The organism is Coleofasciculus sp. D1-CHI-01 (genome assembly GCF_040218875.1).
GTDB lineage: Bacteria > Cyanobacteriota > Cyanobacteriia > Cyanobacteriales > Coleofasciculaceae > Coleofasciculus.
Genome location: NZ_JAVJQP010000059.1, coordinates 1 through 23,560, shown reverse-complemented (window position 1 = coordinate 23,560; position 23,560 = coordinate 1). Strand labels below are relative to the sequence as shown.

General features: G+C 45.3%; 20 protein-coding genes, 1 other RNA gene and 1 pseudogene. 9 read left to right on the top strand and 13 right to left on the bottom strand.

The window, feature by feature from the left end:
- Window positions 1-4: 4 nt before the first annotated feature.
- The 7 genes from RIB93_RS11865 to RIB93_RS11835 all read right to left on the bottom strand — a co-directional run bounded on the left by RIB93_RS11865 (window position 5) and on the right by RIB93_RS11835 (window position 6,949).
- Window positions 5-1,189: a Gfo/Idh/MocA family protein gene (locus RIB93_RS11865; RefSeq protein ID WP_446372976.1), complete on the bottom strand. Its 1,185-nt coding sequence runs from the start codon at window positions 1,187-1,189 to the stop codon at window positions 5-7.
- 119 nt (window positions 1,190-1,308) lie between these two features.
- Window positions 1,309-2,016, bottom strand: coding sequence for a ribonuclease III (rnc, locus tag RIB93_RS11860; protein ID WP_446372975.1), 708 nt, complete (start codon window positions 2,014-2,016; stop codon window positions 1,309-1,311).
- 154 nt (window positions 2,017-2,170) lie between these two features.
- Window positions 2,171-2,595, bottom strand: an RNA gene (rnpB, locus tag RIB93_RS11855) — RNase P RNA component class A.
- Window positions 2,596-2,651: 56 nt separating this feature from the next.
- Window positions 2,652-3,263, bottom strand: coding sequence for a hypothetical protein (locus RIB93_RS11850; RefSeq protein ID WP_446372974.1), 612 nt, complete (start codon window positions 3,261-3,263; stop codon window positions 2,652-2,654).
- A 74-nt stretch (window positions 3,264-3,337) separates the two neighbouring features.
- A complete protein-coding gene (gene corA / locus RIB93_RS11845; protein WP_446372973.1) occupies window positions 3,338-4,486 on the bottom strand; it encodes a magnesium/cobalt transporter CorA in 1,149 nt (382 codons plus the stop codon).
- A gap of 31 nt (window positions 4,487-4,517) precedes the next feature.
- On the bottom strand, window positions 4,518-5,687 hold the full coding sequence (locus RIB93_RS11840) for a hypothetical protein (protein ID WP_446372972.1): 1,170 nt from the start codon (window positions 5,685-5,687) through the stop codon (window positions 4,518-4,520).
- 689 nt (window positions 5,688-6,376) lie between these two features.
- Window positions 6,377-6,949, bottom strand: a complete 573-nt coding sequence (locus RIB93_RS11835; RefSeq protein WP_446372971.1) for a DUF924 family protein — start codon at window positions 6,947-6,949, stop codon at window positions 6,377-6,379.
- A gap of 283 nt (window positions 6,950-7,232) precedes the next feature.
- Between RIB93_RS11835 and RIB93_RS11830 the strand changes: the two genes are divergently transcribed.
- The 5 genes from RIB93_RS11830 (at window position 7,233) to RIB93_RS11810 (ending at window position 11,647) form a co-directional block, all read left to right on the top strand.
- The gene (locus RIB93_RS11830; RefSeq protein WP_446372970.1) at window positions 7,233-8,471 is read left to right on the top strand and encodes a family 10 glycosylhydrolase; all 1,239 of its coding nucleotides are present in this window, start codon (window positions 7,233-7,235) and stop codon (window positions 8,469-8,471) included.
- A gap of 158 nt (window positions 8,472-8,629) precedes the next feature.
- Complete coding sequence (locus tag RIB93_RS11825) at window positions 8,630-8,833, top strand: DUF751 domain-containing protein (RefSeq protein ID WP_446351858.1); 204 nt, start codon at window positions 8,630-8,632, stop codon at window positions 8,831-8,833.
- Window positions 8,834-9,018: 185 nt separating this feature from the next.
- A complete protein-coding gene (gene rbfA, locus RIB93_RS11820; RefSeq protein ID WP_006100005.1) occupies window positions 9,019-9,417 on the top strand; it encodes a 30S ribosome-binding factor RbfA in 399 nt (132 codons plus the stop codon).
- A 44-nt stretch (window positions 9,418-9,461) separates the two neighbouring features.
- Entirely contained in the window at window positions 9,462-11,108 is a 1,647-nt protein-coding gene (locus tag RIB93_RS11815; RefSeq protein ID WP_446372969.1) for a glycoside hydrolase family 3 protein, read from the top strand.
- A gap of 260 nt (window positions 11,109-11,368) precedes the next feature.
- The gene (locus tag RIB93_RS11810; protein ID WP_446372968.1) at window positions 11,369-11,647 is read left to right on the top strand and encodes a DUF4327 family protein; all 279 of its coding nucleotides are present in this window, start codon (window positions 11,369-11,371) and stop codon (window positions 11,645-11,647) included.
- Between the two features lie 563 nt (window positions 11,648-12,210).
- Here the strand turns inward: RIB93_RS11810 and RIB93_RS11805 are convergent.
- The gene (locus RIB93_RS11805; protein WP_446372967.1) at window positions 12,211-12,603 is read right to left on the bottom strand and encodes a hypothetical protein; all 393 of its coding nucleotides are present in this window, start codon (window positions 12,601-12,603) and stop codon (window positions 12,211-12,213) included.
- A gap of 119 nt (window positions 12,604-12,722) precedes the next feature.
- On the bottom strand, window positions 12,723-13,073 hold the full coding sequence (locus tag RIB93_RS11800) for a hypothetical protein (RefSeq protein WP_006100292.1): 351 nt from the start codon (window positions 13,071-13,073) through the stop codon (window positions 12,723-12,725).
- Between the two features lie 231 nt (window positions 13,074-13,304).
- Here RIB93_RS11800 and RIB93_RS11795 point away from each other — a divergent pair, with 231 nt between their 5' ends.
- Window positions 13,305-14,213 carry a cation diffusion facilitator family transporter gene (locus RIB93_RS11795; RefSeq protein WP_446372966.1) on the top strand — a complete coding sequence of 303 codons (909 nt, stop codon included), beginning with the start codon at window positions 13,305-13,307 and terminating at the stop codon, window positions 14,211-14,213.
- 215 nt (window positions 14,214-14,428) lie between these two features.
- Here RIB93_RS11795 and hemJ read toward each other — a convergent pair whose 3' ends face one another.
- Both hemJ and RIB93_RS11785 read right to left on the bottom strand, forming a co-directional pair.
- Window positions 14,429-15,031, bottom strand: coding sequence for a protoporphyrinogen oxidase HemJ (gene hemJ / locus RIB93_RS11790; protein ID WP_446372965.1), 603 nt, complete (start codon window positions 15,029-15,031; stop codon window positions 14,429-14,431).
- A 43-nt stretch (window positions 15,032-15,074) separates the two neighbouring features.
- Window positions 15,075-16,031, bottom strand: a complete 957-nt coding sequence (locus tag RIB93_RS11785; RefSeq protein WP_446372964.1) for a stage II sporulation protein M — start codon at window positions 16,029-16,031, stop codon at window positions 15,075-15,077.
- Between the two features lie 82 nt (window positions 16,032-16,113).
- Between RIB93_RS11785 and RIB93_RS11780 the strand changes: the two genes are divergently transcribed.
- The 3 genes from RIB93_RS11780 to RIB93_RS11770 all read left to right on the top strand — a co-directional run bounded on the left by RIB93_RS11780 (window position 16,114) and on the right by RIB93_RS11770 (window position 20,289).
- On the top strand, window positions 16,114-17,052 hold the full coding sequence (locus RIB93_RS11780) for a DUF975 domain-containing protein (protein WP_446372963.1): 939 nt from the start codon (window positions 16,114-16,116) through the stop codon (window positions 17,050-17,052).
- Window positions 17,053-17,176: 124 nt separating this feature from the next.
- Window positions 17,177-17,986 carry an RDD family protein gene (locus tag RIB93_RS11775; protein ID WP_446372988.1) on the top strand — a complete coding sequence of 270 codons (810 nt, stop codon included), beginning with the start codon at window positions 17,177-17,179 and terminating at the stop codon, window positions 17,984-17,986.
- Between the two features lie 431 nt (window positions 17,987-18,417).
- Window positions 18,418-20,289 carry a protein kinase domain-containing protein gene (locus RIB93_RS11770; protein WP_446372962.1) on the top strand — a complete coding sequence of 624 codons (1,872 nt, stop codon included), beginning with the start codon at window positions 18,418-18,420 and terminating at the stop codon, window positions 20,287-20,289.
- A gap of 73 nt (window positions 20,290-20,362) precedes the next feature.
- Here RIB93_RS11770 and RIB93_RS11765 read toward each other — a convergent pair whose 3' ends face one another.
- Both RIB93_RS11765 and RIB93_RS11760 read right to left on the bottom strand, forming a co-directional pair.
- Window positions 20,363-22,849 (bottom strand): CHASE2 domain-containing protein, encoded by a 2,487-nt coding sequence (locus tag RIB93_RS11765; protein ID WP_446372961.1) that lies wholly within the window; start codon window positions 22,847-22,849, stop codon window positions 20,363-20,365.
- Window positions 22,846-23,421 (bottom strand): annotated as a pseudogene (locus RIB93_RS11760) (AAA-like domain-containing protein); the annotation flags it as partial. The gene RIB93_RS11765 and the pseudogene RIB93_RS11760, both read right to left, overlap by 4 nt.
- Between the last annotated feature and the right edge of the window lie 139 nt (window positions 23,422-23,560).

Below are 23,560 nucleotides of genomic sequence, written 5' to 3'. Positions count from 1 at the left end.
TTGTCTATCTTTCCGCTAACTGGGGAACCTTAATCGGTGTTCCTCCTTGTTGGAGAGACTGGGATAGACAACTGAGGATGTTCACCAGTTGAGCCGCTACCCAGCCGGAAGAGACTGATACAGGTTGATTATCGCGGATGCTCTGCAAAAAGCGATCGCACACTTGCGCCAACGGTTCGCGATGCTCGATTTCTATGACTTCCCGCCGTAAACCCGCAGGCGTAAAAACATCTCCACTTTGCTCGAAATACCCATGCTGAAGCGTTAGGGGCGCATCATTTTGCATCTCATCAAAAATTAATGTTCCTTGACTCCCCACTACTCCTAGACGCCGTTGTTTATCTGGGTTGAGCCAACATAAGTGAATATATGCCTGAAAACCCGTCGGGTACGTCAAAATAACGTAAACAAAATCGGCTAAATCATGTTCCTCAAGAAGGGCGGGTTTAGTTACATTAGCGGTTTCTTGTGAAACGTTATCGGTTAAACCCGCCCCTACATCCCCCGATTGATCTAGGGCGGGTTTAGTTACATTAGCGGTTTCTTGTGAAACGTTATTGGTCAAACCCGCCCCTACAGATCCCTCTTGACGTTGTAACCACACCCGTCCCGTGGCTTGAACTTGCACAGGTTGCTCACCTAACCAGGTATTGAAGATCGCGATATCATGAATCGCTAAATCCCACAGCGCATCGACATCCTGACGCACGGGTCCTAGATTCGTCCGAGCCGCGTAGCCATAGCGCAATTCTCCTAAACATCCCGATTGCACTACCGCTTTACCCTGCTCAACAGCCGGATGAAATAAATAGGTGTGATCTACCATCAACTGGCGCTGCTGTTGACGGGCTAAATCAGACAACTGTTGGCATTCAGCCGCATCGAGGGTCAACGGCTTTTCTGCTAGCACATGGAATCCTTGCTGTAAGGCGTCTTGAATCAGGGAATAATGAGTCACCGCCGGAGTCGCGATCACCACCGCATCGCATTCTATCTGGGAACGTATCGATTGCCAATTGTCTGCTAGAACTACATTGTCATTCAGTTTCAACCGTTCTTTAAGCTGAGTTAAGCGTTCCCTAGAGGAATCAACTACCGCTACCAGTTGAGCATCTGGATGTGACGCGAAATTCCGCACCAAATGCGTACCCCAGCGTCCTGCTCCCAATACGGCAATTTTAGTCTTCATAGCAATTTTGAATCTGTAGGGGCGGGTTTCACTATTATCGTTGTTTGTCACCCTAATGTCACTAAACCCGCCCCCTCTAAATTATGAATTACCGACCCAACAGATTAGTTGATCAATCACTAATCACCAATCACTTTAGCCAATGCTGCTTTAGCGGCGGCTTGTTCTGCCGCTTTTTTAGAGCGCCCTTGTCCTTCACCCAATTGTTGACCTTGAAACCAAACTTGGGCAGTAAAACGATTCTCGTCTCCCTCAATGGGATTGGTTTCGGTAAGGCGATATTCGGGTAACGATTTATAGTGAGCTTGAGTCCATTCTTGGAGAGCATCTTTATAGTTTTGGCGGGCAGGATCTTTAAGAATGTCTTCAGTCAATCGCTGAAAATGAGGATCAAGCCAAGGACGAATTAATTCTAAGGTATGGGTACTCAGATAGAGTGCGCCGACTATCGCTTCAAAGGCGTCAGCCAGCCGTGACATCTCACCCCTCGGATCAGCCGCCGCGCTGGGAGCCAGGAGCAAATATCGCTCCAGTCCATACTCTTGAGCCAATTGAGCCAAGACGCGATCGCTCACTAATACGGAACGAATTGCCGCAAAGTCACCCACGGAAGCGTTGGGATAGGTTTCAAATAATAACTCTGAAGCAGCCATTCGCACCACCGCATCCCCGACAAACTCCAACTGATCATAGTTCACATCACGGGACATACTGGGGTGAGTCAGCGCCAAGTCAAGCTTATCCCATTGAACAGGCGCATTATCCAGTAATCCGAGCTTTTGCACTAATTTTTGCAGTTGTTTGTGTCGTCTGGAGTCAATGGTCATCGAAAAAGCGGATTGGTAAGGGGATAGACGGAACCCCCTGTCATTTATGTATGGGGAGGATTCCATGAATAAGGGCGGGTTTTGTTGTTCAGTTACTAGTGACAAGCTAGCTTGAGTCCCTAAACCCGCCCCTACAATAAACTTATGACTAGAAGGGAGAGAGTCGGACGTAAGCCGGGTTCTGTTCTCCTATATCACTAGGAGGGTGGTTATCTATCTGGGACGCCTGTTACCAGACGCCTCTAGCGGCTCTTTAAGCAGGAACTGGTAAAAGACCAACCGTAGTTCCTAACGACCTTGCACCCAACCGGGGTTTACCGAGCCAGCACCTCTCGATGCTGCTGGTGCGCTCTTACCGCACCTTTGCACCCTTACCAATTCATCTTATGTCCTTTGTCTTATGTCCTTGGTTATAGACATACGACTGGTGACTGATGACGAATTGGCGGTATGTTTCTGTGGCACTATCCTCACGGTCACCCGCACTGGGCGTTACCCAGCAAGTTTGGTCTTTCGGGAGCCCGGACTTTCCTCAGATTCACCACTAGGGTGAATCCGCAACCACCTGCGCCGACTCTCTCCTTAGTGATCTATTTTAATCGCCGTGGGCTATTTATTGGGGCGGAACACCGTAATTATTTGGGTTGTAAGGCGAGAACCAGTGCTTTTTGCCAGGACAGATTTTTGGCGATGAACTGACAGCGTAGGTTGCAGGTACGTCCTTTTGTATTTGCTTCCGATATCTTTAGGAATAAACGCAAGTAAAAATAGTCGTTTTTGTCAGCCGCTGCTTGTAGGTTTTTAGGGGAAACAAGAGGAGAACCTATCTTTTCATCGCTAATCTCTTCTTTTAGGGTTTGACCCGGAAGAATTGTACTTGGTGATTGAGAAGCTGCCTCATTTTTGCCGGGAATTACGCGGATGGCTCGCCGAATGCGCTTATCGAAATCACTGATAAAACACTGTTTCCAATCAATTTCAACGAAAACATCTTTGGATTTATTTTCAATACTCATGGATAATCGTTTCAGTTCATCCAATTCGTATTTATCGGCAAAGGAAAATTTTACGACTAGAAAGTTCTGTAGCTGATATTTTGACAACTCTTGATTTAGATGAGCCGCATCGGTTTCAAATTTCACCAGCTTATCTAAGGACTGAAAGGCTTGGTTAAAAACTAAGGCAACAACAATAAAATAAACGGTTAAAACTAATATATTTCGGGCTAATTCTGTCGCAAAATCCATAAACCCCAAGACTCCTAATTAATACACAAAAGCAAGTAAATCCATGATCTGTTATTAGTCGTCAGCACTCAACCTTAATCATGTTTGGCAAAGCGAGAATCCTCGAACCAGCCGCGACGCCAGAAAAAGAAGCATAAAGACGCCGCGATCGCGATCATCACGCCCCAACAGACAAAGTATCCCCAACGCCAGGTTAATTCGGGCATATATTGGAAGTTCATCCCATAAACTCCAGCGATAAAGGTGATGGGAATGAAAACCGTTGACATTACGGTCAAGACTTTCATCACCTCATTCATTTTATTGCTGACGGAGGACAAGTAAACATCCATCAAACCCGACGCCAATTCCCGATAGGTTTCTACCATATCCAACACCTGAATCGTGTGGTCATAACAGTCCCGCAGATAAATGCGAACATCTGAACTAATCAAATGGCTACCGTCGCGAATTAATGCATTAATCGCACTGCGTTGGGGCCAAATTGAACGGCGTAATGCCAGTAATTCCCGCCGAACCTGGTAAATTTTCTCCAGGGTTTGGTGATTAGGGTTGAGAATCACTTCATCCTCTAATGCTTCGATGCGTTCCCCATAGTCTTCCAGCACTGGAAAAAACCCATCAATGATCGCATCCAAGAGCGTATACGCCAGATAATCCGCACCCGCTTGCCGTATTTTACCTTTATGTCCCCGAATTCGAGCGCGTACTGGTTCAAAACAATCCCGTTCTGGTTCCTCCTGAAACGTTAGCAAATAGGATTTCCCTAAGACAAAACTCACTTGCTCAATCCAAAACCCATCTTCTGTGGGTTTAGGCATGACCATCTGGGCTATAATTAATAACTGGTCGCTGTAATCCTCCACTTTGGGACGCTGCGGAACATTAACCACATCCTCCAATAGCAAGGGATGTAACCCCACAATTCGCCCCAAGCCTAATAAAATATCTTCACTACCTAACCCCTGAATATCCAGCCAAGATACGGAATCGCTTGTCAGATAAGGAGTACAGGCGTCTGCGGTTAAATTGGTTACCCGATTGGCGTGACTTTCATCGTAGTCAATCAGAACGATGAATGACGGACAAGCATCCTCATCAATGCTTAAGGTTCCCGGTAAACTCCCCGGCTCATCATAGAAATACTCAAATAGATCTTCGTCATCATCGTCATCATTGGATCTTGTGGCTAACTTGCTCCCTGGAAAATGTCGTTGTGTCATTTAGCGCTCCTTTTTATACTTAGGATAAGGATTATTCCATAACTTGGCACAAATTTATTTTAATCCATTCAACTTCTTGTTTTAATCCATCAGTGTGCATCCAACCAACATATCCAGCAAATTTACAGTTATCTTGATCATCACAAACATAAACATGATGAACTTGAACCGGATTGACAATGAGATATAGGGTTCCACTTCTATCTGGAAAATTGAGCGACTGTAAACTTCTGTCGATCGGACTATCATCCAACATTTTTTTGGTCATGCCGGGGACTTTATTTAAACGTTCAATCACATCTCGGATAATCCCTTGACTTCCCAGAATATTAGACGTAATTATATTAGCAGTTTGAGAACAATGCCAATAAGAACCATGAGCATCAGCGACACCTAATGCAAGTGCTGCTTCAAATTGACCAACAGCACGGGCAACTTTTTCAGCTAGATTAGCATCAGTCGAGATATATTCATCTCGAAAAAAGATGTTATCAGAGGGGTGGAAATTTAAGCTTGATCGCAGCGGATAAGCAACCAAATCTGAGGAATGAATGATATTCCGCCATCTTAGCGCTTGGTTTTGATCACGATTTGCAAATTGTTTAAGTTTATCTGGACTAACCTCTAACATCATATTCAAGAACAAAATCGGTGATCCCATGGTTGTGATGCTTTTGAGATGTACTTTTCTCCTTGGTTCAGATTGGCTCAAGCCATGAATCATAGCTCGAATATCATGAGCTGGGTCTTCAGTGCTGAATCTATCGGAAAATAAGATATCCCACAGGATAACACTTCCCAGCGAGTGAGTAATAATATGGAGTTCTGTTTCTTCAGGATTTTTAGTCAGAAAATCGGCTAGCTGTTGGAAAATCAGCTTTCTGATAGCAACACCCCGTTCAGGATTTAGGTAACTTAAAAAATCTCCGCCGAACTCCGATAGAAATCCTTCGCGAAATTCTCGATAGCGGAAAATATCATCTGGGCTAGTTTGGGGATACTCTTTCTTAAGTTCCTGCAAGTCTTGATGAATACAGTTCCATATCTTGCCAACATCTTTTAGGACATTTGCCCAAAAACAAGAATAAAAATGGGGACGAGATTGTCCTATTTGGTCAAACTCTTCCTGAATAAGACGTTGTAGTGGATCGGCATATCTGACGTTGGATGTGGCAACACCGTGAATAAAAAATACGAGCATAGTTTAATCCTTATCTGTGATTGCCTGATCCAGTGTTACCCAAAAAATAAGCGATCGGCAAGTCTCAAACTGTGGACGTCTGCTCCTACAAATCCGCTGTAGGGGCGAGTTTAGCCGTTCACTTGGGATACTGTCGATAACATGTATATAAAAACCCGCTCTCTAATCTGTTCGTCGGTCAATAAATATAATCTTATTCATAACGTTTATAGACAGGGACCCAAAAAATAGGCGATCGGTAAGTCTCAAACTGTGGGCATCTGCTCCTACAAATCCGCTGTCGGGGCGGGTTTAGCCGTTCACTTGGGATACTGTCGATAACATGTATGTCAAAACCCGCTCTCTAATCCGTTCGTCGGTCAATAAATATAATCTTATTCATAACATTTATAGGCAGGGCGGGTTTTGTATTCCAGTTAGTATGAACTATCAAAGTTAATCCCTAAACCCGCCCCTACACATTAACTTAATCAATCATGGATTGATAATTATCTGATCAAAAACCTTTCTCTAATCTGTTCGTCGGTCAATAAATATAATCTTATTCATGACATTGATAGGCAGGGCGGGTTTTGTATTCCAGTTAATATGAATGATCAAAGTTAATCCCTAAACCCGCCCCTACACATTAATGTAACCAATCTTGCATGTCTAATTACCTCTTCCCCAATCACCAATCAAAAAGCAGATCAAAATGAGGAACCGGGTTGTTTAAGAAATGTCACTTCTTCCGGTGTACTTTCTCGACCTAGAATCGGGTTACGATGGGGAAATCGCCCAAAACGTTCAATTACCTTGAGATGGCGATAGGCGTAATCAATCGTACTGGCACTATCTGGATCATGTTTCAGTGTGGAAAATAACTCAACACACCGACGCTGGTGTGCTAAGTTCTCACTATGTTCATAAGGCATATAAATAAACCAGCGCTGTACCGGAAGCATTTGTTGGTCAAAACCCTGTGACACCGCATGTTGGGCGATGGTTAAGGCTTGAGAGTCAGTCGCAAAGGCTTGAGGTTGACCCCGAAACATATTGCGGGAAAATTGATCTAACAGTAGAATCAGTGCCAGACAGCTATAAGGCGATTCCTGCCAGTGGTTGAGTTGACCCGTCGCCGCTTGTTGATACTCGTCCAAAAAGCGCGATCGCACCTCTTCATCAAAGGCTAAATTTTTGGTAAACCAAGCCTGACGCGGTTTCCCATACCCTGGGTGATCTGGCTCTCCAAACCAAAATGCTAAAATTTTGTCCTTTGTCATTTGTCATTCGTCATAACCCTGTAGGGGCAACCTGCTGGCACCAATATCATAGTACCAATCCACTCAATTGGGTCGGATCACCCTCTCCTCAACGTTCCCTGACATTCTCCCAATGGGGTGAAGAACGCGATCGCAACCGAGAATGAGTCAACGAAGCCATGAGTTAAGCTAGGAGTAAGTAGATATAGGTTTCTAGTTGGTTGCTCCTCATCCCCTATAGCAACTGCAACCAGAATCTCTTTCTCCAAGCTGTGTCATCATTAAACCATTAAACAGTATTGCTATGCCCCCTAAACAAGAAAAGAAGGGATGTGGATGTGCTTCTATTCCATTTTCATTAATCCTCGTTTTGTTCGGTGCTGGTTATTGGGGATTTATGCAGCGAGACACTCTACTGGCTCATCTCAATATCAGCCAATTTTTGCCAAATAATCAACAAAATCAGCAACAACCCACTCCATCGAATCCTCAACCCCCAACCCCGACTAATGTGATTCCTACTCCTAGTCCAAGCGCATCGGTTGCTGTTTCTCCCGTAGAATCCGCTAGTCCGACTAAGACACCAACACCCAATCCCCAAGCTTCATCATTACCCACCACCCCCAAACCATCCCCATCCCCTCAAACGCCTTGGCAAAAAAAGGAAATCCGGGGAATTTATTTAAGTCGGTATCAAGCCACGAATAATGCGACCGAAAAAATGATTCGTGAACGAGTCCGTTATTATCGCGCTCAAGGAATCAATACCATTATTCATGGAGTATGGGGAAATGGTTGCACCATGTATCCCAGTGAGATAATGCAGCAAACTTTCGGATACAACAGTTGTCCCAATCAGTTTCAAGACCAATGGTTAGAGTGGTTGATTGATGAGGCGCATAAGCAGGGAATGGAAGTTCACGCCTATTTTGAGAAGGGAATTAAAATTGACAAAAATAGTCCAATTTTTGACCGAGCGATCGCTCAACGATGGATTGTGCCTGGGGTGGATAAAACCTACGCAGGAATTGACCACTATTTATTGGATGTAGAACTGCCAGAGGTGGCGAACTTTTTCAAAAAGATATTAGTTGAGTTTGTGCAAAAGTACCCGACTATTGATGCTGTGCAGTGGGATGATTACCTAGGCTATCATGCTGACTTACCTGGAAAAATCGATCGCACGACCCATTTGACGAATTTTGTCCAGCAAATGATCGCTGACATGAAGAAAGCTAACCCAGCCGTGAGTTTTGACCTTTGCCATCATAATCCTTATTGGAGTAAACGCTATTTTGCGGCAGATTGGAAAAACTGGGATGTCGATCGAGCTTTTATTCAAATCTATAACGACGACAATTTTGAGAAAGAGCTAGACTATGCCGAAAATTATGCAGGAGTTTCCATTTCTGATCAGCAGTTGTATCGTTTAAAAGAACTGGTGAATAACAGCGAAATAAAGAGCATTTTAGTGTTTCCCTCATCGGGGAAACCTGAAGAGGCGGCGGCTTCTATCAAAAAGTTTACTTCTATAAATCAATAACCGCCTCAAGCTAGAGGTTCAGAGAAATAAGATATAGTGCATAATGGCAGATGTTTCTGCCTCTGTGCTAACGGCAGCCATGTTCCAGACATGCCATGGTATGTCTGAGAACTCCAAGATACAGTTAAAAGGGAAAATTGAACTAGAGGTAGGAGATAATGAAAGACTTTTTGCAAAACATTAGCCGATATCCCCGTTACCTGATTAGTATATCCTTGGGCATCTTCTTTGCCTTATTTGAACGCTTTAAGCCAGTCCTGAGTAATCCAGTCAGTGCGATCGCGCTCGTGGGTTTGGTCGTGGGGACGTTTCTGTTCCTAGTTTTCACCCTCCGTGCCATGCTAGGACTGAATCCAGTTTAGGAGATTAGGGAGTGAGGGAGCTGGGGGAGCTGGGGAAGCTGGGGAAGCTGGGGAAGCATGTAGAGACGTAGCATGCTACGTCTGGGAGCTGGGGAAGCTGAGGGAGCGGATTACAAATGACAAATGACGTAGCTTGCTTCTCGCGAAGCGAGTATGACGAATGACTACTTAGTAAAGGGGGCGTTATGGCTACAAATCGCCGTGTGTCTAGGGTTTCCTCGCTGATTCAGCAGGAAGTCAGTCAAATGTTATTGCACGATATCAAAGATGACCGTGTTGGTGCTGGAATGGTCAGTGTTACTGATGTCGATGTTTCGGGTGACTTGCAACATGCCAAAATTTATGTCTCAATCTACGGCACTGAAGAGGCAAAATCGGAAACGATGGCAGGTTTACAATCAGCGACAGGTTTTGTCCGCCGCGAATTAGGTCGGCGGGTGCGCTTGCGTCGTACCCCAGAGGTCGTCTTTATTGAAGATCGAGGCTTAGAACGTGGCGCTCGTATGTTGACACTATTGAATCAACTCTCACAAGAACGTCGCCGTAAGGGACTCGATGATCAGTTTGAGGCAGAAAACGAGTGATATCATGTCCGTCTAACTTGCCACCTTGCTCAACCAAACATGATATGAATTCCTTACCCGATATTCAGTCTCTCTCCTTGGCGCAACAGGTAGCGCAGATGGTGGTGGTGCGGGCGTCTGGCTACCTGTTTGACCACCAAATTCAGTATCCGGCTTGGGAACCTCCAGCCGCTAAATTGCAGCATTGGATACAGGATTGGGGCGTGGGCGGTGTGATTTTACTGGGTGCGAGTGCTGGAGAACTGGCGCTGCGATCGCGACAATTACAAGAGTATGCCCCAATTCCCTTATTGATTGCCGCTGATATTGAAGAAGGAGTCGGTCAACGCTTTGCGGGGGCGACTTCGTTTCCGCCACCGATGGCAATGGGGGCGATTGCCTGTGAGAATCTGGATCAAGCCCAATACTATGCTCTAAAAAAGGGGGCAATTACGGCTCAAGAAGCCTTAGCGATTGGGATTAACTGGATTCTCGCACCTGTCGTTGATGTGAATAATAACCCGCAAAACCCGGTAATTAATGTGCGGGCGTTTGCGGATACGCCGGAAACGGTGAGTCAGTTGGCTTGTCAGTTTATCCGGGGGACACAAGACTATCCAGTATTAACGACGGCGAAACATTTCCCTGGTCATGGGGATACGGCGATCGATTCTCATTTAAATTTACCGATATTATCTCATTCGCGATCGCGATTAGCCGAGATCGAGTTTCCCCCGTTTCAAGCGGCGATGGCGGCGGGTGTGGATGCGGTGATGACGGCTCATCTGTTGATCCCTAGCTTGGATGAGCAATTTCCAGCGACGTTATCGGAAAAAGTTTTAACCCAAGTGCTGCGCCAAGAGTTGGGGTTTGAAGGGTTGATTGTCACCGATGCTTTAATTATGGGTGCGATCGCCAATCGTTATGGCGCAACGGAAGCCCCGGTAAAAGCGGTGGAAGCGGGGGCGGATATTTTACTTATGCCCGTTAACCCAGAAACAACGATTCAAGCCATCTGTGAGGCGGTAACGGCGGGACGAATTTCCCGCGATCGCATTCTGGCATCTGTTGAACGAATTTGGCAGGCGAAGACAAAAATTAATGCAGGTGCAGAAGTACCAGTACGCCAGAGTGAGCCATCTCAACCGTTATCATTTCTGAATCATCTGGCTCAACCGACGGCGATGCAGACGGTTACTCAGATCCTCCGCGATTCTCAACAGGTTGGCGGTTCCCTTCCCCTGCGCTCAAAACCCCTTGCCAATAGCTCCCAGGGACGTAACTTAATTATTGTGGATGATCTTCTCACCTGTGATGTTTTGGGGCGAAATGCTCCAGCCGTGACTATCCCTCAACAGTTTGGCTACCAACTGCAATGGGTGGATCGCCATACGCCAGGGATATCCAGGGAGGAGAATGATCGGCTAATTCCCACGCTGCTACAGCTTTTTATTCGCGGTAATCCGTTTCGGAATACGGCTGGGTTAACCGCCGTGGCGACGGATTGGCTACAACACTTATTAAAAAATCAAATATTAGAGGCATTGGTGATTTATGGTAGCCCCTACACCCTAGAACAGTTCCTACCCCATCTCCCCGCCCAAACGCCTTATGTTTACTCCTACGGACAGATGCCAGAGGCGCAGGCGATCGCACTTAAGGTATTATTTGATCAGATTGAATCTGGTTATGGGTTAACAGAATTTATTTAAGTTTTATTAATTGGTTTGCCGCGATCCCGATCCCTTTCTCAGAGACGGTATGAGTGTCAATTCTCTAAATTAACCGCATGACTAGGGTTTCAGCCTGTAATCGGTAGCTAGCCGACGGGGATATAATTTTTATCTTTGGTAATTTTTATTCATAAATTGAATAAATTTGTAACCTCCTATACGGAACGAGATACCTTTTCAGGCTAGCCAAATTCGTTTATAGTTAGAACGTAGTACGATGTTTAGTCAGGATGGTATCTATGAGTCCGATGAGTCTGCAAACTGTTCCCTCTACTCCCTCTGCTCCCTCTGCTCCCTCTACTCCCTCGATTCGATATTCCATTGATGTGATTCAAGAAGAAGCACGTCAACTCGTGGAGAAAGGAGTAGTCAGCCGTCAGCAACCCATCTACGTTCTCTGTCAATACATTCCCGCTCGCGAATGGGTTTGTGTCGAATGCGAACTAGAGCTGTGCGATTTCTTGCTGAGAGACCGTATTGGTGATTTAATTGGTTCCGAAGAATGGGAAAATGATTAGATAGCCTCAGTTGAAAAGGATTTTGGCTCGGCGCTTATATATAGGGAGTTGGAAAAATTTGCTCCGTAAACGAACGTTTACGGTTCGTTGTCATTGGTTGTGTCATTGATGAATTGCCGAGTCAAGGACAAGTACGGATTTAGTGTGGCAAACCCTTTCCTCATTAGGCTTCAGCCCTAGCTATTGCTCCTGATACAACCCTTAAAAAAGGAGACCGCTTAACAAAGCACCAGTGTAATTGCATATTAAAATTTGAATAACCGAAAAATAGTAGGGGCGCATAGACATGCGCCCTTACTAACTTCTGAAAACTGATCCCCTAACTAGAGCTTGCTGCACAACTCCCAAACCCTTAGCTATCGATGCTTTGAGTGGCATTGATATTTGCTCCTGTTCAAGGAAAAAGGGTTAAACCCTTTGAAACCCTTGCACCGCTATCAGGGAAAATGTACTATTGCTCCCCCTGCTTCCCCAGCTCCCCCTGCTTCCCCAGCTCCCCCAGCTCCCCCAGCTCCCCCTGCTTCCTAACGCCACAGCAAGACTGATTCAGCAGCCCCTACTTATTATTGGTTCGAGTCGGGATTACGCATCTGCTCCAACTCAGTGCGGATCAGAGCAATTTGCACCGTCAGTTCTTCAAGTTCTTGTTGGGTACTTCTAGACGTGGTTCCCGTTGGTGGGGTTGAACCGCTATCGCCAGATGTTGATGGTGTAGCTGAGTCTGTTGGTTGGTTCATTTGGCTGAACATCTGTCCAATCAAGCGTTGAGCCTCTTGCTCGGTTTTCTCGCCTTTTTTCGAGAACTCAGCAACCTGTTGGTTGAAGTCTAAGTTGAGCAAGGACAGATTTTCTTCCCGCTTTTGCTGATCCTGGAGGCTTTCGATCAGGGAAGTGGTAGCCCCCAACGATACACGAAAGCCAGTTTGTAAAACGTCTTGGATATTGTTAGAACTCATAATTTTGTACTTGGCACGGGCATATTCTGCTGGGAAAGCCCCTTAAGCCCTAAAATTCGGACTAAGATCTAAAACCCTTGCCTATTTTACAATATGTAAAGCTGTCCTGCCTGAACTCGTCATCCAACTTGCTCTAGATACTGATTGACATCCTCAATCACCCGAGTCAGTTCAGCTTCCGTACTCAAACGGATGCGTTCATCCCGCAGTGTGATCAGAACTTTAGCCGCAAAGGGACTGGGGTAAATATTGGGATTGCAGAAAATTTCCAAGAAAACATCCCCAGTATATTGGTACTCTATTGGTTTTTGCGGACTAGGCTTGCTGGTACTGCCTGGGGCTTGAGCCGTAGCTTTTAAAGTTTGTACAAGTTGGGCGAGTGCCTTTTGTAAGTTTTGGGCAGCTTCCGGCGTAAATTTGAATGATACAGACCCTTGAGCCAGATTGAGGGTGAGTTGAGCTGGAACCATGAGCAATAAATCTTAATAACGAGCGCTTACTGATAGAAGATGGTAATTGAGTCCCTCCGAAAATCTACCAAAGAATGAGACGTTTTGGCACACAATTCCTAGAAAAGCTCTCAAGAAGCCGACAAAAATTTAGGGAGCTTAGAGAATTAAAAGCATTAAAGGACAAGGGTTTGAGTCATTTTCCTGACTAAACTAAGGATAGGGGAAATTCCTTATCGAGGGGCAACCATAATGCCAGCCGACAAACGTGCTGAAGTTCGCAAGGTTTTGCTGATTACCCTGCTGTTGAATGTATTCGTGATGGCATTGAAAGCCATTGTCGGCATTTTAACCGGGTCTTTGAGCTTACAAGCTGATGCGTTACACAGTGTCACCGATAGTGCCAATAATGTTTTGGGTTTAGTGGCGAATCGATTTTCGTCTCCTCATCCCGATCGCGAACATCCCTATGGTCATCAGAAGTTTGAAGCCGTAGGCGCTTTGGGGATTGCGGCGTTTTTAGGCATTGCTTGTTTGGAAATTCTCAAAGGCACCATCGAGAGGATTATGGATGGTTTGACACCAATCACAATTTCTGGGTTGGAGTTGTGGTTACTGGTGATTGTCTTAGGCGTGAACATTTTCGTCACCTTCTATGAAAGAAATGTGGGGAAGCGGGTGGGAAGTGCGATTTTGATAGCGGATGCTCAACACACGATGAGTGATGTCTGGGTCACGATTACAGTTTTAGCGGGATTGATTGGTATCTGGCAAGGACGAGTGTGGAATCTGCCCCAACTCCAATGGTTAGATGTGATTCTTGCCTTTCCTGTCGCCCTGTTAGTCTTTCGCAGTGGCTGGGAAGTGTTAACCGATAACTTACCCTGGTTAGTCGATAAAGTCGCGATCGCACCCGAAGCAATTCAAGGGATTGTTATCCAAGTTCCTGGAGTCATCAACTGCCATGATATCGCCTCTCGTGGCGTCTTGGGGCGTCAAGTCTTCATTGAAATGCATCTGATTGTTGATGCTAAAGACGTGGAAACCGCCCACCAAATTACCGAGGCTGTGGAGGATCGATTAGAAGAACGCTTTAATCCAGTGCGCGTGTTGATTCATGTCGAACCTCCAGCTTACGAGTCGGATCGGATTACCTTTTAACCCCTCAGAAGCCCTGGAAAAAGCCTGACTTTTCCACAGATATTGCTACTTTTCCACAGAAACTCGTTAGTTTTCCACAAAAGATCAGGAATTGTTAATCCCAATGTTTACTCTTCTTAACTAGAAGAGACGTTCCGGCAGAACGTCTCTACCACAGTTGGTTTGTCCTTAGCGATATGTATCCTGCTATAGAAGAGTGTTACTGAAATGATCCTTTAAGCCGATACCTGTTTAGTCATCTCGTCGCTGGTGGCTGAGGAGGCTTCTGCCAGACGTTTTTCCTTATCCCGCTTCCGTTTTTTCGCGTATAGTTGAATCGATGCTGCCATCGCAATCACCAGAGCAAAGATGCCCCAAGCAGTAATATCCGTGGGTAAACTATTCTTAAATACAGCCAGTAAAACAATCGCCACGAGTAGGACAGTGGGGGCTTCATTGAGGGCGCGGAACTGCTGACCCGTCCATTGACAGTCTCCAGAGGCTAACCGTCGCATCAACCGACCACAGTAAAAATGATACGCCAGCAAGACTAAGACGAACCCCAGCTTCGCGTGCATCCAACCGGATTTTAAAACCTCTGGTTCAGTCGTGAGTAGACCAATTGCCATGGCAACCGTCACCACCATTCCCGGTGTGGTAATGATGTTGTAGAGCCGTTTCTCCATGATTTGGTATTGATTTTTCAGAATCGTTTGCGCGGGTTCTGCTTCCTGAGAAGCTTCTGCGTGATAGACAAAAAGACGCACCAGGTAGAATAACCCAGCAAACCAGACAACAATGCCAATTAAGTGAAATGCCTTATACCAGAAGTAAGCCATAAATTATGCCGTTACAATTACTAATTCCTTATTTTAAGATGGATTATGACTGAAGGGGACGAGTACAGTAGAGAACTAAAAGGGTAAACAGTCCCACACCAGCCACATATTTCATCAAATCTGGAACCAGAGGACTCGGTGAGAAAAAACCTTCAATGATCCCAGCAATAATTAGCATCGGCACAATGCCAAAGACTAATTGGGCGGCTTGAGACCCATACACTTTAATCGCATCCACCCGACGATAGTGTCCAGGAAACAGAATTCCGCGACCGATTAACAAGCCAGCACCCCCGGCGAGGAAAATGGCGGGAAGTTCCAGGGAACCATGGGGGAAGACAAACGCCCAGAAGGGATACGCCAAATTATTTTGACCGACTAAGGTGGCGACAGCACCAATATGCAATCCGTTGAATGCCATCAGGAAGATCGTATAAGCACCCGCCGTAATGCCACCCGCAACCGCGCCAAAGGAGACACGGATATTGTTAATCATAATATTGCTAGAGGCTAAGGGTTCAATACCCACAATCGAACCCATCCATAATTCTCCGCGATCGCGCACCTTCTCGATCAAATGATCCGGAACCACCAGGGACATGAATACCGGATCAGTCCAAGCCAACCACCACGCCACCAGCGCCGCCCCTAAAAAAATCCCTGTAGCGATGGCGGTGTAACCCCAGGTGCGCTGCACCATCTCTGGAAACCCCCGACGGCAAAACTGCCACACCGCTTGCCATTCCTGACGTCGAGATCCTTGATAAATTTGGTTATAGCCGCGAGAAGTCAACCGTTGTAAATCTTGCACCAGGATCGTTCCCACCTGGTTGGTTCTTGCCCGGGCTAAATCCGCCGATACCGAACGATATAAACTTGCCAGTTCCCGGATTTCCCCCGCATGTAATGACTTTAACCCTTTTTTTTCCACTTGCCGCAACAGAGTATCCAACCGCTTCCAATTGGGTTCCCGCCGCGCAATCCAACGTTGAATATTCATGAAATTTCACTGAAGATTCTGCCTAACTTAGCTTAAGATAGCTTTAAATTCAGCATTTCACCGATCAGGAGATGTTTAGCCAATGTCCCAGAATCCCGACCCCCGTCAACAGATAGTACCCCTGAGTGTGGGTAATGTGGTTAGCGCTGGCTTGCGGCTGTATCGCGATCACCTGAAAGTCTATTTTGGTATTGCTTGCCGAGCAACGTTGTGGGCGTTATTGCCATTTGTCGTCCTAATTCCTATTCCTCTGGTGTTAATTTCTGATCAAGCAAATCCAGCCATTTTAGGATTACTGATTCCGGCGGGTTTAGTCCTGTTTTTTTATGGCATGGCTAAATATATGGTCAATTCGGCGCTTATTTCACGATTAGCCTTTTGTGAATTAACCAATCAACCCGAAAGCGCTAGAGATGCTCGCCGTCAAGTCAGTCCTAAACTCTGGATTTTTTTACGGGCTTATCTCCTGTTTTTACTTTTAAATTTTGGTATATGGATTGGCTTCTATCTCATTGCTTTAGTTCTGGGTATCCTGGGTGGATTTCTGGCGGTTTCCGTACAGGATAATATGGCAATATTAGTCGTTTTAGGATTGGTAGCCATTATACTATTCGGCATAGCATTAAGTCTAATTATCCGAATTTTCACAAGGTTATTTATGTATGAAGTCCCCTTGGCTATAGAAGAAAATATAACGGCAAGTAAAACTATCCAACGGAGTTGGAGTTTGACTAAAAATCATGTGGGGAGAGTTTTCTTGGCGTTAACTGTTGCCTTTTTAATTTCAATCCCTATCTATATTATTGTTCAAATCATTGTCAGTATACTTCAGGGGGTTTTATTGACGGTTTTAGCGGCAGATCCAACGTCAGTGGGGTTTCAAATACTTTCAATTATTGTGGGATATGTTTTGGGATTAGTAAGTGGTGCATTGCTCTTACCCTTCTGGCAAGCCATTAAAGCTGTGGTTTACTATGACCTCCGCAGTCGTCGAGAAGGTTTGGGAATGCAGCTACGCTAAACTGAATGGCACGCTCAATCAGCATTAATAAATAGCCTAAACCTAGGATATACCGTAGGGTGGGCATTGCCCACCAGCATACCAGTCAGTGGCATTCACGTTAAACTGATAAATTCTATTGACCATGCGATTTTTTAACCGAGTCACGCTGCAAACCCCAGAAAGCGTTGAACTGGAATTCACACTCGCCGGAATCGGCAATCGAGCCTATGCCCTGTTAATTGACTATATTGTCTGGGGATTAATTCTAATTATTTTCCTGATTGCTTGGGCATTTTTATCCATTCAATTTATTGGTGTTATTGAAGATTTAATCGGCAGTGAAACTCGGTTAGAGCTTTGGTTAGTTTCTATCCAACTCTTACTTTACTTTTTTATCTATGTCGGTTACTTTGTTTTCTTTGAAACCTTATGGCAAGGGCAAACGCCAGGAAAGCGCTATGTGAAAATTCGCGTCATTCGCGATGATGGCAGACCTGTGAGACTTCAACAAGCTACTTTACGAGCTTTACTACGACCCGTTGATGATTTATTTTTTCTGGGAGTATTTTTCATCGCCTTAGGAAAACGCGAAAAGCGGATTGGAGATTGGGTTGCTGGAACCTTAGTGATTCAGGAAGAACAACCCCTTACCGCTGCCAACTTTTCGGTATCGGAATCAGCCACAACTCTGGCAAATCAACTCCAGACTCAAGCTGATTTATCTCGCTTATTACCCGATGATTTCGCCGTCATTCGAGAGTACTTACAACGGCGTGGAGGGATGACAGCAGAAGCCCGCACGCAGTTAAGCCGACAATTGGCAACTCAGGTCAAAGGCATCATTTCCCTGGAAAATGTCCCTCAAAAGGTGACGGAAAATGTCTTTCTGGAAGCCGTGTATCTAGCCTATCAGCAGCAATCTGGGACTGATTCTGATAGTTACTATCGATAATCAACTGAAAAGCAGTGATCCAGATCATTGCCAGCCAAGGGCTGAACTCAAGCCAATCGCCACCGCGATCACTCAAACTGGGAATACTCGATCGGGTACTCGTGATAGACCTGGTGATAGAGTAAGCCTTTCAATGATCACCCGATTGCGATTATCCTAAAAAAGGAAGGGTGCAGGACTCTATCGAATCCAATGTCAGCAAGGAAGCGCTGATCACTTTGCTCACAAAGCGCTTTGACCGATACTGGGTGCTAGGATGCCATAGAGTGAATAAAGGCGCGAACAGCGAACATGGAGGGAATTCGTGATGCATTCAACACCGATTGATTGTTAGCTTGCCGAATTAGCAGCGACAATGAAGTTAGATTAATGTGCAAATTGCAGTCTCGTTGGATCAGATGGCTTACGCTGACAACCTAGATAAAACTCTCATGACCGATCTTATACTTAGTGGGCGCTACCGCGTTATTCGTCAGCTTGGGGCAGGTGGGTTTGGAACCACCTTTCTCTCAGAAGATCAACAATTACCAGGTCATCCTTGGTGTGTTGTCAAGCAACTGAAGCCAAAAACCACTGATCCGGCGATGTTGCAGACAGCAAGACGTTTATTTAATACCGAAGCCGAGGTTCTGTACAAATTAGGAAACCATGAGCAAATTCCACGACTGTTTGCTCACTTTGAAGAAAATCAAGAATTTTATTTAGTCCAAGAATTTATTGAAGGTGATAGTCTCTCTAAACTTTTACCCCAGGGTAAGCCATTAAAAGAAGCAATGGTTATTCGGCTATTACAAGAGATTTTAAGGATTCTGGAATTTGTTCACCAGCATCAAGTGATTCACCGAGATCTTAAACCTGCCAATATCATCAAACGCAAATCCGATAATAAAATTGTTTTAATTGATTTTGGCGCGGTTAAACAAATCAGTACTCAACCCGTGGAAACCCATGAACCAACGGCGCTGACGATTGCTATTGGTTCAGCCGGGTATATGCCCAACGAACAATTAGCCGGAAAACCTCGCTTTAGCAGTGATATCTATGCGGTGGGGATGATTGGTCTCCAAGCATTGACCGGATTACACCCCAAACACTTGCCCCAAGACCCTGAAACCAGTGAATTTAGCTGGCGCAATCAACTGAATATTAGCCCAGGACTTGGTTATGTAATTGATAAAATGGTGCGCTATGACTTCCGTCAGCGTTACCGTTCCGTAACAGCCGTTCTGGCTGATCTGAATAATTTAAGTCATTACAATTCGGGTATCATTACATTCCCTTCCGGGAAAGGAACTCTTGGGCAACGGGGGAAAACCCAAGAGTCAAAATCGACCGATATGCCCACTCGGATGTTAAAGAAAACTAGCGGAGCAACGGGTCAGTCGGGCATGAGAAATTCTGCCCAATCGTTGACCGGAACCGGAGAAAATTCGGCAGCGACATCGCGCAAACATCCTCGAAATTCAGCGGTCAACAATCCCACATCAGAGACAAATCTTGATAACCAAGATGCTACGGCGCAATGGGATTATGCTCCGGACGCACCAACGCAGATTATCAAGGATGAATCGGAGGCGACTCCCCGGAGAGCGGTTGCGTCCAATTCCAATCCCTCTAAATCCTTCTCTCCAGCCAAAAAACCAATTCAGTCGAATTGGCTCAATCTGCTGAACGGGAAAAAAGCCAAATGGATAGCAGCCGTTGGCTTGCTGATTGTTGGAGTAGCGGTGACTCCTTTCTATGTGTATTGGCAACAGCGTCCGTTTTCTAATCAGGTTTCTTCTCCATCCCCAGACACCGCCAACGATAGCGAGTCAACTGTCTCAGAGAATCAAAACACCGCAAAATCTACTCTATCTCCCAATGAACCTCAACCGATCTTACCCACCCACACTATCCTGACACCTTCACCATTGCCCCCGATTGATTTAGCGGGAGAATTAGAGGCAAAATCGTTTATTAATTCGGTGAATAAAAGCCAACAAATTTTCTATTTACAACATGAAAAATTTGCCTCTAGCTTCGAGGAGTTGGCAATTCCCTTGCAATCAAAACCTGAATCTTACCAGTATCAGATCGTCTCCGCGAATCAACAGGAGGCGCTGGTTACGGCGCAAGCCAAAAAACCGGATTTAAGGAGTTATACCGGAGCAGTGTTTGTCACCGGAGAATCAACGAGTGATCAAATTTGTCAAACGAATCAACCGTCACAAACGCCTCCCAGTCAACCGGAAGTGGTGGAGAATAGTATTCAATGTCCAGCGGGTTCTTCACCACTATCCCAAAAAAGTAATCAGTCATAACAGGAATGTTGTTGAAGCTGGCTTTGTAGTAGGTACGAAGCGTGCCAGAAGCACGCTTCGTGCTTACTACAAACTAAAAATTAAATCGAGAGAAAACTATCAGCATACCTCCAGTCATAACCAAGGCTAAAGCGGCGGGAACGAGGGGTATCCAACCCCCTTGCAGGAAAAGAACCCAGCCGCTTCCGTATAAAATAGCGATCGCGACTCCGCCTCGAACCAGAAACCCTCGTGGTGAACGAGAAGTTTGGGCGAGTAGTCCGCCGATTAAAGACCAGCAGCAAATCCAGAGAATTTCAATGGGTTCTGACCACCACCAGATCAGGGGTCGCTGATCTAAAACAGCACCGAGAATTTGACTGATCATCTGGGCTTGAATTTCTATTCCGGTCAGGGTTTGAACGGTTTCTTGTCCTTTACTGTAGGGAGTTAGCCAACGATGATCGTTAAAACTGGGAGCGGTGGTACCAATTAGAACAATACGATTTTTTACCTGTTCAGGATTGAGTTGACCATTGAGAACGTCAGTGAGCGTAATTTTCTCAGCAATCTGATTCGTGGCGCGGTAATTGAGTAAGATTTGGTGACCACCCGAATCAATATTAGAATAGCCTCCGGTATTTTTTTCTAAGGTTTTAAATACGGTTGAGCCAAGCTGAAGATACCCGTCGGAATTCAGGTGTGACTCAATTCCTTGGGCAGCTAGGTAATGACCAGCAACCTGTATACTAAAAGCATATTGATTTTGACAGGGTGAGGCGTCAGTAACAGCGAGAAGATGACGACGCAGAATATCATCAGCATCCAGGAGAACATTATTAAATCCTTGTCGTTCCCCTGACACCTCCGGTGGCGGTACTACCCCAGGATTACCGTAATGGCAAATGGTAAACAAGCGATCGCTCTTTTGCATGGCTTGGGCTAATTGGGAATAATTAGGATCTACGGGGCGATCGCGATAAATGTCTAAGCCAATGGTTTGGGGTTGATAAGACTCTAATTTAGCCAGGAGTTGAGCCAAGGCGCGATCTGAGAGAGACGCACCCACTCGTTCTTCAGCGGGTTGAGCCTGAACGTCTTTTTCGGTAATCTCCACAATTAAGAGTCGTTCATCAGGTTCTTCCTGGGGTTGTAACCGCATCAGGTGATCAAATACTTGAAGTTCCCAAGACTCCAACCCACCGCGCGATCGCACTCCTAAAACCAGACTCGTCGCGATCGCACTGGCGGCGATCAGTACCATTAACCCAACCCACCACCACGGTTCTTTCCGCGAGTCTACAGGTAATACCATCCTCTTAGATGGAGGAATTGGGAAAATCGGAATCGCTTCTGGCGGATTGTTCCATGATTCCGGTTCAATCTCCTTGATATCTTGGGGTATTTTCGCCTTTTTGCTGGTTGCTTTGTCTACCCGGATTGGAGATGAGTTCAATGCGATTAGTTTAGCACTCACCCAATTTAAATCAAAGACGGATTTGTAGATAGGATTATAAACTCGTAAATAACCCTCTTGTTTGGTGACTATTCCCGATAGCCGTAATTCCATCTGTTCATCAGAATTTATTGCGGCAATTTTTCCATATTGGATAATTTTTTGGTATAATAATAGCAATCGTTCACTGTCACGAGCATTCCGCAAAATCCGATCGCGAATAGTTTTTAGATGCTCTGGATCATCATGGGCTTCCCAATGTTCGACAATCTGTTTTTGTACAAACTGTTCTACCCATTTGGGTTCTTCACCAGGGGGAATAGTGTCAACTCCCTGACTGTGATTGAAACCAGATTGAGCGATAAGCCAACAGAGTTTCTGGGTCAGAAAGGGTTGTCCTCCTGTCCAATATAATATTTCTTTTAACAGGGCTTGAGGATGATTAGATCGACCCATCAATCCGGCGACTAAAGCCCCACTTTCATGGAATTGGAAGCCTCTGAGTTCGATGGCGCGACCAATGTTAAAAGGAGTAGCATTTTTATCTGTGATTAAATCCGATGGCGTGGCTACGCCTAATAGAGCGAAAGTGAGGCGTTTATAGTCAGGTTTAGAGGCTCGCTTATCATAGCAGTGGCGGATTAGAGCAAAAAATTCATCGGTGAGGAAGGTTAAGCTGAGAATACTATCAATTTCATCGATAAAAATGACGATATTTTGGGAAATGTGCAGCAACAGGGTGTCGATGAATTCACTCAACCGTTGTACCGGGGAAAGATCCTCGCGATCGCGTAACCAATGGCGTCGATTGATCGGCAAGTCGAAACCACTGATCAGTTCTTGAATAATCCCACCGTACCATTGCTGTGCCGTAATTTGTTGGCTTCCAATTCCAGTCAGTTCAATCTCGGCACAGACAATTCCTTGGGCTTGTAGTTTGTCCATGGTACGGATTCGCAGCGAGGATTTACCCATTTGTCGGGAATTGAGAACATAGCAATATTCCCCGGCTAATAAGGCGTTAAATAAGTCGGAGTCTGCCTGTCGCACCACGTAGGTTGAAGAATCTGGGGGTAAACTGCCACCAATTTGATACCTGTACGTTGAGTTGAGTTCAGTATTCATTCAATGTCTCCTAAATACTGACGAAAATATAAACGATATAAATTACAATGCGGCTCTATTTGATTTCCTGATAGTTTGATCAATCCCAGGCTTTGGAGTTGATAGGCTGATATAGGTTCCAGTTGAATCGGGGGGGTTGCGGTTACCACCTGTTTAAATGCTGTAGCGAGTTCGGGATGCGATTGCAGATGTAACCAGTTTTCCCGCAAATGGCTCTTGTAGATGCCGGATTCCGTGGGGGCTTCTGCTAATAGCTGCTCTAGGGTAATTTCTGGATGATTTTTCAGGTGAGTAAAGGCTTGCTCCAAGAGATAGGGATGTCCCCCTACCATCTGCATTAGGGGTTGGATTAGACTCATATTTGGTTTGAGTTCATGGTATTGGGCAAAGGTTTGTACCTGTTCTGGGGTAAAATCGGATAGTTCTATGGGTAAGCCGACATTAAAGGGAGATTGATTAATATTTAAGCGGATGTACACATCGGTTGAATGGACAATAATTAATCGTAATTTTTTCCAGCGCTGGCGACTCCTGGCTTTTTCATGCCAGGAACGCAGGAGTCCAAAAAAGTCTGGCTCTTCTAGAGTAATTATGATAAATTACCTGTAAATAAAAACAAATAATTGAAATATTTTTACACTCAAAGTTGCTTTGAGTTCCTGCTGTACCTTGATTTGAGGTCAGCTTTTATGATATAAAGTATTCTGAAAA

What these genes read in the sequence shown, in the direction of transcription:
- RIB93_RS11775 (WP_446372988.1), top strand. Translation starts at nt 17,177, where the DNA reads ATGCGATTTTTTAACCGAGTCACGCTGCAAACCCCAGAAAGCGTTGAA.
- rbfA (WP_006100005.1), top strand. Translation starts at nt 9,019, where the DNA reads ATGGCTACAAATCGCCGTGTGTCTAGGGTTTCCTCGCTGATTCAGCAG.
- RIB93_RS11830 (WP_446372970.1), top strand. Translation starts at nt 7,233, where the DNA reads ATGCCCCCTAAACAAGAAAAGAAGGGATGTGGATGTGCTTCTATTCCA.
- rnc (WP_446372975.1), bottom strand. Translation starts at nt 2,016, where the DNA reads ATGACCATTGACTCCAGACGACACAAACAACTGCAAAAATTAGTGCAA.
- RIB93_RS11815 (WP_446372969.1), top strand. Translation starts at nt 9,462, where the DNA reads ATGAATTCCTTACCCGATATTCAGTCTCTCTCCTTGGCGCAACAGGTA.
- RIB93_RS11780 (WP_446372963.1), top strand. Translation starts at nt 16,114, where the DNA reads ATGTCCCAGAATCCCGACCCCCGTCAACAGATAGTACCCCTGAGTGTG.
- RIB93_RS11835 (WP_446372971.1), bottom strand. Translation starts at nt 6,949, where the DNA reads ATGACAAAGGACAAAATTTTAGCATTTTGGTTTGGAGAGCCAGATCAC.
- RIB93_RS11825 (WP_446351858.1), top strand. Translation starts at nt 8,630, where the DNA reads ATGAAAGACTTTTTGCAAAACATTAGCCGATATCCCCGTTACCTGATT.
- RIB93_RS11850 (WP_446372974.1), bottom strand. Translation starts at nt 3,263, where the DNA reads ATGGATTTTGCGACAGAATTAGCCCGAAATATATTAGTTTTAACCGTT.
- RIB93_RS11795 (WP_446372966.1), top strand. Translation starts at nt 13,305, where the DNA reads ATGCCAGCCGACAAACGTGCTGAAGTTCGCAAGGTTTTGCTGATTACC.
- RIB93_RS11770 (WP_446372962.1), top strand. Translation starts at nt 18,418, where the DNA reads ATGACCGATCTTATACTTAGTGGGCGCTACCGCGTTATTCGTCAGCTT.
- RIB93_RS11805 (WP_446372967.1), bottom strand. Translation starts at nt 12,603, where the DNA reads ATGAGTTCTAACAATATCCAAGACGTTTTACAAACTGGCTTTCGTGTA.
- RIB93_RS11800 (WP_006100292.1), bottom strand. Translation starts at nt 13,073, where the DNA reads ATGGTTCCAGCTCAACTCACCCTCAATCTGGCTCAAGGGTCTGTATCA.
- RIB93_RS11785 (WP_446372964.1), bottom strand. Translation starts at nt 16,031, where the DNA reads ATGAATATTCAACGTTGGATTGCGCGGCGGGAACCCAATTGGAAGCGG.
- RIB93_RS11840 (WP_446372972.1), bottom strand. Translation starts at nt 5,687, where the DNA reads ATGCTCGTATTTTTTATTCACGGTGTTGCCACATCCAACGTCAGATAT.
- hemJ (WP_446372965.1), bottom strand. Translation starts at nt 15,031, where the DNA reads ATGGCTTACTTCTGGTATAAGGCATTTCACTTAATTGGCATTGTTGTC.
- RIB93_RS11810 (WP_446372968.1), top strand. Translation starts at nt 11,369, where the DNA reads ATGAGTCCGATGAGTCTGCAAACTGTTCCCTCTACTCCCTCTGCTCCC.
- RIB93_RS11765 (WP_446372961.1), bottom strand. Translation starts at nt 22,849, where the DNA reads ATGAATACTGAACTCAACTCAACGTACAGGTATCAAATTGGTGGCAGT.
- RIB93_RS11865 (WP_446372976.1), bottom strand. Translation starts at nt 1,189, where the DNA reads ATGAAGACTAAAATTGCCGTATTGGGAGCAGGACGCTGGGGTACGCAT.
- corA (WP_446372973.1), bottom strand. Translation starts at nt 4,486, where the DNA reads ATGACACAACGACATTTTCCAGGGAGCAAGTTAGCCACAAGATCCAAT.